This window comes from Hyphobacterium marinum, from assembly GCF_036330325.1.
GTDB classification, from domain to species: Bacteria; Pseudomonadota; Alphaproteobacteria; order Caulobacterales; family Maricaulaceae; genus Hyphobacterium; species Hyphobacterium marinum.
This window is the reverse complement of the sequence record NZ_JAZDRO010000003.1, coordinates 150432-163526: the sequence shown is the minus strand read 5'-3', so window position 1 is coordinate 163526 and position 13095 is coordinate 150432. Positions and strand designations below refer to the sequence as shown.

The window sequence follows — 13095 nt, the reverse complement described above, 5'->3', positions numbered from 1 at the left end:
TTCGCTGCCGGAGTTGCGCGCCATCATGAAAGCCCTGTCCAAGCTGAAGCCCGAAGAAGGCATCTGGATGATCGAGGACGCGCCGATGCCCGAAATCGGGCCGGACGATGTGCTGATCAGGATCAACAAGACGGCGATCTGCGGCACCGACATCCACATTTACAACTGGGATGACTGGGCCGCGAAGGAAATTCCGACTCCGATGGTCGTGGGGCACGAATATGCCGGCGTTGTCGAAGCGGTCGGTTCGGACGTGACCCGGATCAAGGTCGGCCAGCGCGTGTCGGGTGAAGGCCATGTCATCGGCGGCAAGTCGCGCGCGGCGCGGGCGGGGAAATTCCACCTCGACCCGGACACCAAGGGCATCGGCGTCAACATTCCCGGGGCCTTCGCCGAATATCTGAAATTGCCCGCGTTCAACGTCGTGGAACTGCCCGATGATGTGCCGGATGAGCTCGGCGCGATCCTCGATCCGCTCGGCAATGCGGTCCACACCGCGCTGCAATTCGATCTCGTCGGCGAGGACGTGCTCGTCACCGGCGCGGGTCCGATCGGCATCATGGCGGCGGCCGTCGCCCGCCACGCCGGGGCACGTCATGTCGTCCTGACCGATATCAATCCGGATCGGCTGAAACTGGCCGAGAAAGTCGTGCCGCACCTTACACCGGTCGATACGTCCAAGAGGGATCTGCGGGATGTGATGGACGGCCTGAAAATGCGGGAAGGGTTCGACGTGGGCCTTGAGATGTCCGGCGCGCAACCGGCCTTCCAGCAGATGATCAACGCCATGGTGATGGGCGGCAAGATCGCCATGCTCGGCACGCCGGCCAAGGCCTACACGATCAATTTCGCCGAGATCATCTTCAAGGCGCTGACCGTGAAAGGTGTCTATGGCCGGGAGATGTTCGAGACCTGGTACAAAATGATCGCCATGCTCCAGTCGGGCCTCGACGTGTCGGGCATCATCACGCACCAGTTGCCCGTATCGGAATTTCAGCAAGGCTTCGACGCCATGCGCTCGGGCAAGTCCGGCAAGGTGGTTCTGGACTGGACGGCGGCCTGATATGCCGCCCAAGACCGTCCCGCTCGACTTCACCGAAAAGCCTGAAGACCAGATGCGCGCCGAAGCGCTGGCCTTCTACGAGGATATCAAGCGCCGCCGCACGGTCCGGGATTTCTCAGACCGCGACGTGCCGCGCGAGATTGTCGCGAACGCGATCCGGGCGGCCGGGACCGCGCCGTCCGGGGCCAATCACCAGCCCTGGCATTTCGTCGCCATCCGTCCAGGCGAGATCCGCACCAAGTTGCGGGCGGCCGCCGAAGCGGAGGAAAAGGCATTCTACGAAGGCAAGGCGAGCCAGGAATGGCTCGATGCGCTCGAACCGCTCGGGACCGATGATCACAAGCCCTATCTCGAAACCGCGCCATGGCTGATCGCCGTCTTCGCGCAGCGCCGGGGCGGGGTGACGGTCGGGGAAACGAAGAAGAATTACTATGTCGCGGAAAGCGTCGGCATTGCCTGCGGCATGCTGCTGACCGCGTTGCACCGGGCCGGGCTCGCTACGCTGACCCATACGCCCAACCCGATGACCTTCCTCACAGAGATCTGCGGGCGGCCGTCCGACGAAAAGCCCTACATGCTGATCGTCGCGGGCTATCCGGCCGAGGGCGCAAGCGTGCCTGAACACGCGCTGGTCAAGAAGTCGCTCGACGACATCACGACCTGGCTCTAGAGGCTCAGGCCTCGCGCACGCGGCGGTCAGATGCCGTGACCGACCAGATCAGCGTCACCAGCCAGCCGATGACGGTCCAGCCGAAGATCAGATTGGTCAGGAAGATCGCAAAGGCGTTGTGGTGTCCCCGGACCAGCGCGATCAGCGCAGGAATGAAATACATCACGATGCCGACGAGCAGGGCTTCCATGGCTCAGAGTCTCCTTATCGAATTTCGATAAGAAACTAGGGCTGTTCATTGTGGTGCGCAATGACCGGGCAGGGGGATTGTGCGGGACTGCGTCCCCCTCGTCCGCTACTCCTCCGCGTTCGGGAACTGATAGTCCCGGAACATGTCCCGCAGCTTGGTCTTCAGGATCTTGCCCGTCGCGCCGATCGGCATCTCGTCGATGAAGACCACGTCGTCCGGCACCCAGAGTTTCGGCACTTTGCCGGCGAGGTATTCGCGGATAGACGCGCCATCAGGTTCGACGCCCGGAACGGGCTGGACGATGAGGAGCGGGCGCTCCTGCCATTTCGGGTGATATTTGCCGATGACGGCGGCCATGCCGACATGCGGGTGGCCCATGGCCGCGTTTTCCAGGTCGATGGAGGAGACCCATTCGCCGCCGGTCTTGATCACATCCTTGGAGCGGTCGGTGATGGTCATGTAGCCGTCACTGTCCAGATAGGCGACGTCACCGGTCTTGAACCAGCCATCGTCCGTGAAGCTCTCTGCGCCGGCACCGCGGTAATAGCTCTTGGCGATCCACGGCCCCCGCACGTGGACGTGACCGCTGGTTTCGCCGTCCCAGGGCAGTTCGGTCCCTTCGTCGTCGACAATGCGCATCTCGACGCCATAGACGAGGCGGCCCTGTTTGAGCTTGACCTTGACGATCTCGTCGTCGGGCAGGCCTTCGTGCTTGGGCAGAAGTGCACTGACCGTGCCGAGCGGGCTCATCTCGGTCATGCCCCAGCCCTGCTGCATCGTGACGCCATATTCGCTCTCATAGGCCCGTAACAGCGCTTCGGGCAGGGCGGAGCCGCCAATCAGGACGCGTTCGACGGAATCGATGCGCTTGTTGTTTTCGCGCAGATACTGCAACAGGCCGAGCCAGACTGTCGGGACGCCGGCGACATAGCTGACGTTTTCCGATTCGATCAGCTCGTGCAGGCCTTCGCCGTCAAGCCGTGCGCCTGGCATGACCAGTTTTGCGCCGGTCATCGGCGTGGCGTAGGGGATGCCCCAGGCATTGACGTGGAACATCGGCACGACCGGCATCAGTGTACCGCGTGACCCAACGCCGATCACGTCGGTGGCACAGCTGGCCATGGCATGCAGGACGGTCGAGCGGTGCGAATAAAGGACGCCCTTCGGATCGCCGGTCGTGCCGGACGTGTAGCAGAGCCCGGCGGCGGAATTCTCGTCGAAGACCGGCCATTCATAATCGGCCTTGTGGGCACCGATCAGGTCCTCGTAGGACTTGCACTTGGTCTGCACCGCGCCGGTGTGTTCAGTGCCGGCCATCAGCACCCAGTTCTTCACGCTCTTGCAGTGTTTCGCGATTCCATCGACCAGCGGCGCGAACGTGGTGTCGAAGAAGACGGCGCGCGCCTTGGCGTGTTCCAGCATCCAGATAATCTGGGCGGGGTCGAGGCGCGGATTGACGGTGTGGATCACTGCACCGACGCCGGATACAGCGTAGTAGAGTTCGAAATGCCGGTGCGAGTTCCAGGCGATGGTCGCGACCCGGTCGGATTCCTTGATTTTCAGCGACTTGGTGAGCGCATTGGCCAGCTGGCGCGAGCGGTCATGGGCATCGGCATAGCCATAGCGGTGGATCGCGCCCGACTCGGGCAGGCGCGTGACGATTTCGCGGTCGCCATGACACCGGGCCGCATGCTGCAGAATGCCCGAAATCATCAAGGGCATGTCCATCATTTCGCCACGCATCAGCATTTTTACTTCACTCCCCGTTTTATCGCGTCGCCGCTTTGGGCGATTTCGCTTATGAAACGCGGGATGGCCCGGAAGTGCAACGATTTTGCGGGCGATTTCTGAGGCAAGGCGGCGTTTTAGCTGCAAGGGAGTGAGTGTAGGCCGATGAGTGAACTGCCCGGTTACGAGGATGTCCTGTCGGCTGGCCGCCAGCTGGAGGGCCATGCGGTCCGCACGCCCCTGCTGGAATCGTCGGTTCTTAACGAACGCCTGGGCGGACGGGTGCTGATCAAGCCGGAAGTGCTCCAGCGCACGGGATCCTTCAAGTTTCGCGGGGCCTATAACCGACTCTCCAGGATGACAGCCGCCGAGCGCAAGACCGGCGTTGTGGCGTTTTCTTCCGGCAATCACGCGCAGGGCGTCGCGCTTGCCGCGCATCTTCTGGGCATCCCTGCTGTTATCGTCATACCGACCGATGCGCCCCAGGTGAAGGTTGCCGGCGTGCTGCGCTATGGCGCGGAGATCATCAGCTATGACCGCGAGACCGGTGACCGCGAAGCCATCGCCAGCGAACTGGTCGAGGACAATGGCGCGACGCTGGTCCCGTCCTTCGACGACCCGTTCATCATCGCCGGGCAGGGCACGTGCGGGCTGGAAATCGCGCAGGATTGTGCCGCGCAAGGCATTACACCGGATCTGCTCCTGTGCGGTGCCGGCGGGGGCGGGCTGATCGCCGGGACCGGGCTCGCGGTCCTGCATCACTTCCCAAAGACTGAAATCTGGGCGGTCGAGCCAGACGGATTCGACGATCATGCGCGCTCGCTTGAAGCCGGAAAGCGCCTGTCCAACAACCGCCAGACCGGCTCGATTCAGGACGCCATCATGACGCCCGCGCCGGGCAAGCTCACCTTCCCGCTCAACAGGGACCAGCTCGCCGGAGCCGTGTCCGTCACTGATGACGAGACGCTCGACGCGATGGCGTTCGCCTTCTCGCACCTGAAACTGGTCGGCGAGCCTGGCGGGGTGTCATCGCTGGCAGCGCTTCTCGCTGGCAAAGTTGCGCTGGACGGCCGCACGGCCATCGCCATCCTGACGGGCGGCAATGTCGATCCGGCGATTTTCAAGCGGGCGCTGGAGCGGGCCTGAGGTTTAAACGTCTCTACGGGTGTCATCCCGGCTGACCCGAAGGGGCAAGCCGGGACCTTGAACATAGAGCGTGACAAGGTTTCAGGTCCCGGATCGCTTCGCGTCCGGGATGACAAATCTTATAGTTTTTTGCGGTGACCGCTACTTCCTCTCCCCCTTGGGGGAGAGGATTGAGGTGAGGGGGTCCAGCAGGGCTTGACGAAAACCTTCTGCCAACCCCTCACCCTGACCCTCTCCCCTTGGGAAAGGGGAGAGGGAATTACGGGGCCCATGGATCAAGTCCAAGGGCCGAATTGGAAAAGCCACATCAGAAGTTCGGAGAACCCCGGTTGATGTCTTCCAGGATTGTCAGCGGCACCGGCTGGTTGTTGTTCAGCCGCCAGCGATAGACCTGCGTATTCTCGATGACCCGCTGGACATAGTTGCGGGTCTCGGAAAATGGGATGCTCTCGATCCAGTCGATCGGGTCGACGCCGGCTGCGCGCGGATCGCCATAGTCCTCGATCCAGCGGTCGGTGCGGTGCCCGCCGGCGTTATAGGCGGCGAGCGCGATGATATAGGAGCCGTAATTCTCGTTGATCACGTCCTGCAGATGGCGCTGGCCGAGCCGCATATTGTACTCCGCGTCATAGGTCAGCCAGTCGAACCGGTAGGGCATGCCCAACTGCCTTGCCGTGGCCCGGGCTGTCGCGGGCATCATCTGCATCATGCCGCGCGCGCCTGCACCGCTGACCGCGCCGGGGTCGAATTCGGTTTCCTGGCGGATGATGCCATGGACGAGGGCCGGTTCGGGCAGGGCGACCGTGCTGCTGCGCGGCAGGTCGATTACGGGGTAGGACGCCTCGGCAAGGATGTTCCAGCGATAGCTGGCGGCCTTGGCGGCACGCACGGCCTGTCGGCGGCGCAGATAGTCATAGGCGAGTTCGGTCAGGAGGAGGGATTGCGCACTCGTCTCCAATTCGTCGTCGAGGTGATAGCTGAAGACGGTGAAGTAATAATCTTCGTCCATTTCCGCGAGCAGGCGCAGCGCCCGTGTCACGGGCCGGCTTTCAAAGGCGGCGCGCTCTTCGGCGGTCGGGACAGGCTGGGGCGGGAGATCGAACATCGGTGTTTCGCCACCGGCGAGTTCGACCATAGCCATCTGACCGTAGAAGGTCGTGCCGTGCTCGGCGGCCTGCTCGTAATAGCCGCGCGCGGCCGTTGCATCCCCAGCGGCTTCGGCGGCGCGGCCCTGCCAGTAGCGCCCGCGCGAAACCGAGACCGGATAGGAGACACCCTCGGCCAGGCGCGTGAAGTGCTGCAACGCGTCCTGCGGACGGTTAAGGTAGCGCAGCGCCAGCCACCCGGCGACGAATTCGGCGTCGGCAAAGTCGGCTCCGGACGACATGCCGTTGGCCGCGGCGAGTTCGTAGGCCGTGGCGTAATCCCGGTCGCGAATGAGGTTAAGGATGGCGAGACGGCGCTCCAGCCACATGTCTTCCAGCGCGCTGTCGAGATAATATTCGCCCGGCAGATCGCGCAGCATTTCCAGCGCGCCGTCATCAAGATTGGCGCGGCGACGCCAGCGGGCGCGTTCATAGACAAGCCCGGGGTGATTGGAGAGCGAAGCGGGCACGGCCGCGACGGCAGCGTTCACATTGCCGCTGCGCCCGGCGAGCGCGATGCGGGCATTGGAGAGTGTGCGCCAGGCGGAATCGAGTTCACCGATGACGCCGCGAGCCGCTGAATACTGGTTGGTCCAGATCAGCATGTCGACGCGGGCCTGGTGGTCTTCCTGGCGCAGGAGGGAGCGGTGCGAGTCCAGGACTTCGCGCTGGCGGTAGAGGCGCAGGGAGTGGTTGCGCCAGGCATCGCGGATCTGTTCGGCCCCGGCGTTGCGCTGGCCCATCACCAGCAGCGCTTCGCCAAAAGCGATCTTGCCTTCGCCGGAGAGTGGCGGATGCAGCTGGAACCAGCCATTGATGAAGGCGGCGGTCAGGCCCGATGTGCCGATCTTGAACTCGGCTTCGCGCTGGATGTTGGTGTATTGCGGCCAGCCTTCCAGCTCGGTCAGGGCCAGATCGAGATCGAAGAAGCTGGCCGAGGCATCAGACGTCGCGATGCGCCACAACAGGATGTTGCGGGCGACCGGATCGGAGAGGCGCTGACGAAAGCTGCGCACCTCGGCCCAGTCGCCGTCGGAGGCCGCGCGCATCCCGGAACGCAACATTTCCGCGTCGTGATCATCGAGATATTGCGAATGGTTGGGCCGGTCCGGCTTGATCCGGGGCGCGGGGTTGGCAAATGCCGAGACGGGCAGAAGGAGGGCGCAGACGAGGGCGAGAGCGCGCACGAGCATGGGTGAGAACAGACCTTTGGCGGCGGAAACCGTCCCCATCATGAGGCCGGACCGGGGCAACTGTCCACAGCGATCTGGAGCGCTTGGCCCGGCGCGGCGCGGGCGATATGGTCCGCGCCCGATCTCTGATGACGCAAGGTGACAGGCCATGTTTCGCGGTTCCCTGACTGCACTGGTGACTCCGTTCAAGAATGGTGCCGTTGACGAAGATGCCTTCGCCGCGCTCGCCGAACGTCAGATCAATGCGGGCACGCACGGGCTTGTTCCCTGCGGCACGACCGGCGAATCCCCGACGCTCGAAGCCGACGAGAAGAAGCGCCTGATCGCGCTGACGGTCGAGATCGCGGCGGGCCGGGTGCCTGTCATCGCCGGGACGGGGTCGAACGCCACGGCCAGCACGATTGCCATGCAGCGCTACGCCAAGGAGGCCGGTGCCGATGCGGGCCTCGTCGTCGCGCCCTATTACAACAAACCCAGTCAGGACGGGCTTTTCGCCCATTTCAAGGCGGTCAGTGATGCCGTCGATCTGCCGATCATCGTCTACAACATTCCGGGCCGCTCCATCGTCGACATCCAGACCCCCGCCATGGCGCGGATCGCAGCCCTGAAGAATGTCGCGGGCGTCAAGGATGCGACCGGTGATATCGGCCGGGTCAGTGCCTACCGGATCGCGATAACCGGCGAATTCTGCCAGCTTTCCGGCGAGGACCCGACGGCCATCGCCTACAATGCCCATGGCGGGCAGGGGTGTATCTCGGTGACGTCGAATGTCGCGCCGGATTTGTGCGCGCAGATGCAGGAGGCGAGCCTTGAGGGGCGTCTCGATGACGCCCGCGCCATTCAGGACAAGCTCTACCCGCTGCACCAGGCGCTCTTCCTGTCGCCCAGCCCCGGCCCGGCGAAATACGCCCTGTCGCTGATGGGACTGTGTTCTGACGAGTTGCGTCTGCCGCTGACCGGGCCGGACGAGACGGTGAAGGCCGCCATCCGCGCCGCGCTCGATCATGCCGGTCTGGAGTATTCGGCATGAGGAAGGACGGGGCCGTTGCCATCAACCGCCGCGCGCGGTTCGATTACGAGATCGAGGAGACGTTCGAGGCGGGGCTTGCGCTGCAGGGCAGCGAGGTCAAATCCCTGCGCGAAGGCCGGGCGAATGTCGCCGAGGCTTATGCCGGGCCGGAAGGCGACGAGATCTTTCTCGTCAATGCCGACATCCCGACCTTCGGGCCGGCGAACCGCTTCAATCATGAGCCGCGGCGCAAGCGCAAACTCCTGCTGAAACGCAAGGAGATCAACAAGCTGATCGGGGCGGTGGCGCGCGAAGGGCGCACGATTGTGCCCTTGCGGCTCTTCTTCAACGGTCGCGGCCTCGCCAAGCTCCAGATCGGTCTCGCCAAGGGCAAGAAGACGATCGACAAGCGCGAGACGGTCAAGCAGCGCGACTGGAATCGGGACAAGCAGCGCTTGATGAAGAAATACGGCTAAGAGCCTAGAAATTTACAGATATCGAAAAACACATCATCGAACATGGCTTCGGTGAGACGACCCGTATTCGTGTTGTAACGCGAGCAGTGATAGCTGTCGAAAAGCCGGACTTTCCCATTCGGTCCGTCAAAATCCGCCGCTGCACGATGGGCGAATTTCGCGGCCGCAACCCGCTGACCCAGCGCCCGTAGCGTGTTGTCGTGGGCGATCTTCCCGAGCGCCAGTACCGCCGTCAGCCGGGGCAGGGAGGCGATGCGGGCTTTCAGGAAGGGACGGCATTCGTTCATTTCCGCGCCGACCGGCTTGTTCTGCGGCGGGACGCAACGCACCGCATTGGTGATCATCGTGTCCTTAAGCTTGAGCCCGTCGGCGGCATGGCCGGCATAGTCTCCTTGAGCAAAGCCATGGCGCAGTAGCGTCGCGTAGAGAAGGTCGCCGGCATAATCGCCGGTAAAGGGCCGCCCGGTCGCGTTCGCGCCTTTCAGGCCCGGGGCCAGCCCGACGATCAGCAGGCGTGCGTCCTGCGGCCCGAATGAGGGGACGGCTCCGTTGAAGAAATCCGGATATTGCCGCTCATTCTCGTTTCTGAAGGCAACAAGGCGCGGGCAAAGCGGGCAGTCCGGCTTCGGTTCGGCCGGGGCGGTTACCGTCACGGATCAGTTGTCGTCATCGTCGCGCGGCGGGCGCGCGGCGCGGCCCACGAGCGACTGCAGGTCAGCGAGATCAATGAAATTGTCGGCCTGGCGGCGCAGATCGTCGGAAATCATCGGCGGGCTGGCCTTCATCGAGGAGACGACTGTCACCCGCACACCCTTGCGCTGGCAGGCTTCCACGGCGGCGCGGAAATCACCGTCGCCGGTAAAGAGGACGATGTGATCGAGATGCGGGGCCATTTCGAGGAGATCGACGGCAATCTCGACATCCATGTCGCCCTTCACCCGGCGCCGGCCGCTGTCGTCGGTATAGTCTTTGGCCGGCTTCGTGACGACGTTGAAGCCGTTATAGTTGAGCCAGTCGACGAGCGGGCGCAGCGGCGTGTAATCCTCATGCTCGAGAAGCGCCGTGTAGTAATTCGCGCGCACCAGCCGACCGCGCTTGCGGAACTCGTCGAGCAGCTTGCGGTAATCGATGTCGAAATCGAGCGCTTTGGAGGTCGAAAACAGGTTCGCGCCATCGATGAAAAGGGCAATGCGGTCATTGGGATAAAATGTCATTGTCTGTAACTCCGGATTGAATGGTCACTCAAAAAGCAAGGCGCGGACGGCCTCGTGGGTATCTATATCGCCTTGGGCAGCAATCTGCCCTTCAACACCATGCCGCCGCAGGATGTCTTGCGCGCGGCCCTGACGGATTTGCCGGGGGTCGGCGTTCGCGTCGCAGCGGTCTCCCGCTTCTGGCGCTCACCGGCCTGGCCCGATCCGTCCGCCCCTGCTTACGTCAACGCGGTGGCGCGCGTCGAGACTGATCTTCAGCCGCGCGCGCTTCTGAAGGCGTTGCAGGCGGTCGAGACAAAGTATGGCCGCCAGCGCAGCGTGCCGAATGCGTCGCGCACGCTCGACCTCGATATCCTCGATTACGGCGGCCTCTTTTTCGACGAGGCCGGCCTCGTCCTGCCGCACCCGCGCCTTGCCGAACGGGCCTTCGTCCTTCTGCCGTTACAGGACATTGCGCCGGACTGGGTGGAGCCGGGAGAGGGGCGGACACTCGATCAATTGGTGAGGGGTCTGGCTCCTGCAGAGGCGGCCAAACTCCATCTGCTCGAAAATAGCTGATATTGCACCGCCGCAACCCCTTGCGGTGCGGGCGAGGGCGGAGTAACTACGCCGGTTCTTAGCCTCCGGCTATCGAAAGAAAAAGGAGAGCCCGGCTCATGGCTCGCGTCACCGTCGAAGACTGCATCCAAAAAGTCCCGAACCGCTTCCGCCTGGTTCTGCTGGCCGCCCACCGCGCCCGCAACATCTCGGCGGGGTCCGAACTGATGCTGGACCGCGACAATGACAAGAACCCGGTCGTGTCCCTGCGCGAGATCGCGGAAGACAAGATCGGCCTCGATGCCCTGACCGAGAGCCTCGTCTCCGGCCTGCAACGTGTCCTGCCGAGCGAGGAAGAGGAAGACGCTGCGGACGAAGTCGTGGCGGCGATCGAAGCGCGTCCGCAAACGGCCGAGCCGGACGAGGCGGAAATGCTCAAAGCGCTTCAGAGCGACCGCGACGGCGCGCCCGACACGCGTTTCTAGAGCGGTTTGAACGCGGCCGGCACCCCCGCGAAGACCCTGCACGCCGATCATGCGTATACCAGCGCGGACGACCTGATCGCCCGCGTCCGCAAGTATGACCCGAGCGCGGATGCCGACCTGATCCGCCGCGCCTATGATTTCGGGCGCGAAATGCACGCGCCCCAGACCCGTTATTCCGGCGAGCCCTACCACACCCATGTCGTCGACGTGGCGATGAACCTCGCCGAACTGCGCATGGATACCGCGACGATCTGCACCGGCCTCCTGCACGACACGGTCGAGGACACGCCCGCCACGCTTGGCGAGCTGAAGGAGAAATTCTCCGAGGAGATCGCCCACCTGGTCGATGGAGTCACCAAGCTCGGCAAGATGGAGCTGACGTCGAAACGCACCCAGCAGGCGGAAAACCTGCAGAAGCTGATCGTCGCCATCTCGACCGACATCCGCGTGCTGATCGTCAAGCTGGCTGACCGCCTGCACAATATGCGCACGCTGCACCACATCCCCAAGGTGGAAAAGCGTGAGCGCATTGCGCGGGAAACCCTCGAAATCTACGCGCCTCTGGCCCGACGGATGGGGATCAACCGGATCTGCGTGGAACTGGAAGACCTCTCGTTCAAATATCTCAATCCGGCGGCGCACGAGTCCATCGTCGCGCGCCTCAATGACCTGCGGCACCGGCATTCCGATGCGGTCTCGACCGTGTCCCAGGCCATCGGCCAGCGCCTGATGCTGGCCGGGATCGAGCCACGCGTCTTCGGGCGGGAAAAGCGGCCCTATTCGATCTGGCGCAAGCTGGAGCGCAAGGGCCAGACCTTCGACGAGATCGCGGACATCTATGCCTTCCGCGTCATCGTGCCGACGCCGGACGATTGTTATCGCGCGCTTGGTGTCGTGCACCAGACCTGGCGCTGCGTTCCGGAGCGCTTCCGCGATTTCATATCCACGCCCAAGCCGAACAATTACCGCTCGCTGCATACGACCGTGATCGGACCGGACAGCGTGCGCGTGGAACTCCAGATCCGTACCGAGGAGATGGAGGACATTGCCGAAAGCGGTGTCGCCGCGCACTGGCGCTACAAGGGCCAGAGCTATGGCTATGACGCGGCCTCGGCCAAGGCGGCTGGCGGTGATCCGCTGGAGCGCCTGCGGCCTTTCATGGAAATCCTGGAGCAGGGCGGCGACCCGGAGGAATTCCTCGAGCACGCCAAGCTCGAAATGTTTGCCGATCAGGTCTACGCCTTCACCCCGAAAGGTGAGCTGATCGCGCTGCCGACCGGGGCGACGCCGCTCGACTTTGCCTATGCGGTCCATACCGAGTTGGGGCACACCTGCGTGGGTGCCCGGATCAACGGCCGCGACCGGCCGCTGCGCACTCAATTGAAGAATGGCGACGTGGTTCACATTCTGCGTGGCGGGGTGCGTCAGCCGCCACCGGGCTGGGAAGATCTCGTCATCACCGGCAAGGCGCGCGCCGCCATCCGCCGCCTGATCCGGTCATCCGAACGCGACGAATTCGAACGCATCGGCAAGATCATGGCCGAACATGCCTTCCGCCGCGAGGACAAGACCTTCCGCGAGGAGGATCTGGGTGAAGCGCTCGACCGGCTCGAAATTGGCTCGGTCAGTGATCTCTATCTCGCGCTTGGACGCCGCCGGATCACGACCGCCGACCTGCTCGATGCGGCATTCCCGGGGCGCACGGATGATCGCGAAGAGACCACGAGCAAGCGCGAACTGATCCGCGACGAGAAGGCCCGGCTGTATGTGCGCGGGCGTGGTCTGACCCAGGGCGTGACCCTGCACTTTGCGGCTTGCTGTTCCCCGCTCCCCGGCGACCGCATTGTCGGTCTTCTGGAGCCTGAAAAGGGCGTGACCATCCACACGATAGATTGCGAGGCCCTGTCGGACTTTGACAGTTTCGATCCCGATCTCTGGATTGATCTGGGCTGGACACCGGAAGCGGAACACAATGCCGTCTCCATCGGCCGGGTCCGCGCTGTCATGCACAACGAACCGGGCGTGCTGGCCGAGATCGCCACCGCCGTGGGTGAGAATCGCGGCAATATCGCCAATCTGAAAACCATCAAGCGCGAGCCGGACTTCTTCGAGATGCAGTTCGACATCGAGGTGTTCGACGCGCGCCATTTGTCGAACATCGTTTCGGCCCTGAAAATGTGCGAAAGCGTCGTCGACGCCGAACGCGCCAAGCTCGACCATGAGGACAGCCAGACCTGAC

13 protein-coding genes are annotated in these 13095 nt (G+C 63.5%); 8 read left to right on the top strand and 5 right to left on the bottom strand.

The window, feature by feature from the left end:
• Positions 1-25: 25 nt before the first annotated feature.
• Positions 26-1063, top strand: a complete 1038-nt coding sequence (tdh, locus tag V0U35_RS08530) for an L-threonine 3-dehydrogenase (protein WP_330196274.1) — start codon at positions 26-28, stop codon at positions 1061-1063.
• Position 1064: 1 nt separating this feature from the next.
• Entirely contained in the window at positions 1065-1733 is a 669-nt protein-coding gene (locus tag V0U35_RS08525) for a nitroreductase family protein (protein WP_330196273.1), read from the top strand.
• A 4-nt stretch (positions 1734-1737) separates the two neighbouring features.
• Here V0U35_RS08525 and V0U35_RS08520 read toward each other — a convergent pair whose 3' ends face one another.
• The gene (locus tag V0U35_RS08520; protein ID WP_330196272.1) at positions 1738-1923 is read right to left on the bottom strand and encodes a superinfection immunity protein; all 186 of its coding nucleotides are present in this window, start codon (positions 1921-1923) and stop codon (positions 1738-1740) included.
• 105 nt (positions 1924-2028) lie between these two features.
• Entirely contained in the window at positions 2029-3672 is a 1644-nt protein-coding gene (locus tag V0U35_RS08515) for a long-chain-fatty-acid--CoA ligase (RefSeq protein WP_330196271.1), read from the bottom strand.
• A gap of 144 nt (positions 3673-3816) precedes the next feature.
• Between V0U35_RS08515 and V0U35_RS08510 the strand changes: the two genes are divergently transcribed.
• Entirely contained in the window at positions 3817-4797 is a 981-nt protein-coding gene (locus tag V0U35_RS08510; protein WP_330196270.1) for a threonine ammonia-lyase, read from the top strand.
• 307 nt (positions 4798-5104) lie between these two features.
• Here V0U35_RS08510 and V0U35_RS08505 read toward each other — a convergent pair whose 3' ends face one another.
• Positions 5105-7135, bottom strand: a complete 2031-nt coding sequence (locus V0U35_RS08505; RefSeq protein WP_330196269.1) for a lytic transglycosylase domain-containing protein — start codon at positions 7133-7135, stop codon at positions 5105-5107.
• 148 nt (positions 7136-7283) lie between these two features.
• On the opposite strand from V0U35_RS08505, the gene dapA reads away from it, so the two are divergent.
• Both dapA and smpB read left to right on the top strand, forming a co-directional pair.
• Complete coding sequence (dapA, locus tag V0U35_RS08500; protein WP_330196268.1) at positions 7284-8165, top strand: 4-hydroxy-tetrahydrodipicolinate synthase; 882 nt, start codon at positions 7284-7286, stop codon at positions 8163-8165.
• Complete coding sequence (gene smpB, locus V0U35_RS08495) at positions 8162-8620, top strand: SsrA-binding protein SmpB (protein WP_330196267.1); 459 nt, start codon at positions 8162-8164, stop codon at positions 8618-8620. The genes dapA and smpB overlap by 4 nt, the downstream gene beginning before the upstream one ends.
• Here smpB and V0U35_RS08490 read toward each other — a convergent pair.
• Together V0U35_RS08490 and V0U35_RS08485 are read right to left on the bottom strand one after the other, a co-directional pair.
• A complete protein-coding gene (locus tag V0U35_RS08490; RefSeq protein ID WP_330196266.1) occupies positions 8617-9273 on the bottom strand; it encodes a uracil-DNA glycosylase in 657 nt (218 codons plus the stop codon). The two genes, smpB and V0U35_RS08490, sit on opposite strands and share 4 nt — an antisense overlap.
• A gap of 3 nt (positions 9274-9276) precedes the next feature.
• The gene (locus tag V0U35_RS08485; protein WP_330196265.1) at positions 9277-9834 is read right to left on the bottom strand and encodes a LabA-like NYN domain-containing protein; all 558 of its coding nucleotides are present in this window, start codon (positions 9832-9834) and stop codon (positions 9277-9279) included.
• 54 nt (positions 9835-9888) lie between these two features.
• On the opposite strand from V0U35_RS08485, the gene folK reads away from it, so the two are divergent.
• The 3 genes from folK to V0U35_RS08470 all read left to right on the top strand — a co-directional run bounded on the left by folK (position 9889) and on the right by V0U35_RS08470 (position 13094).
• Positions 9889-10392, top strand: coding sequence for a 2-amino-4-hydroxy-6-hydroxymethyldihydropteridine diphosphokinase (folK, locus tag V0U35_RS08480; RefSeq protein ID WP_330196264.1), 504 nt, complete (start codon positions 9889-9891; stop codon positions 10390-10392).
• 98 nt (positions 10393-10490) lie between these two features.
• Complete coding sequence (gene rpoZ / locus V0U35_RS14010) at positions 10491-10856, top strand: DNA-directed RNA polymerase subunit omega (protein WP_373696391.1); 366 nt, start codon at positions 10491-10493, stop codon at positions 10854-10856.
• Between the two features lie 6 nt (positions 10857-10862).
• Positions 10863-13094, top strand: coding sequence for a RelA/SpoT family protein (locus V0U35_RS08470; protein ID WP_330196263.1), 2232 nt, complete (start codon positions 10863-10865; stop codon positions 13092-13094).
• The last annotated feature ends 1 nt before the right edge of the window (position 13095 follow it).

Excerpts from the sequence above, each read along its gene's own strand:
- tdh (WP_330196274.1), top strand. The coding sequence starts at position 26 with ATGAAAGCCCTGTCCAAGCTGAAGCCCGAAGAAGGCATCTGGATGATC.
- V0U35_RS08525 (WP_330196273.1), top strand. The coding sequence starts at position 1,065 with ATGCCGCCCAAGACCGTCCCGCTCGACTTCACCGAAAAGCCTGAAGAC.
- V0U35_RS08520 (WP_330196272.1), bottom strand. The coding sequence starts at position 1,923 with ATGGAAGCCCTGCTCGTCGGCATCGTGATGTATTTCATTCCTGCGCTG.
- V0U35_RS08515 (WP_330196271.1), bottom strand. The coding sequence starts at position 3,672 with ATGCTGATGCGTGGCGAAATGATGGACATGCCCTTGATGATTTCGGGC.
- V0U35_RS08510 (WP_330196270.1), top strand. The coding sequence starts at position 3,817 with ATGAGTGAACTGCCCGGTTACGAGGATGTCCTGTCGGCTGGCCGCCAG.
- V0U35_RS08505 (WP_330196269.1), bottom strand. The coding sequence starts at position 7,135 with ATGCTCGTGCGCGCTCTCGCCCTCGTCTGCGCCCTCCTTCTGCCCGTC.
- dapA (WP_330196268.1), top strand. The coding sequence starts at position 7,284 with ATGTTTCGCGGTTCCCTGACTGCACTGGTGACTCCGTTCAAGAATGGT.
- smpB (WP_330196267.1), top strand. The coding sequence starts at position 8,162 with ATGAGGAAGGACGGGGCCGTTGCCATCAACCGCCGCGCGCGGTTCGAT.
- V0U35_RS08485 (WP_330196265.1), bottom strand. The coding sequence starts at position 9,834 with ATGACATTTTATCCCAATGACCGCATTGCCCTTTTCATCGATGGCGCG.
- rpoZ (WP_373696391.1), top strand. The coding sequence starts at position 10,491 with ATGGCTCGCGTCACCGTCGAAGACTGCATCCAAAAAGTCCCGAACCGC.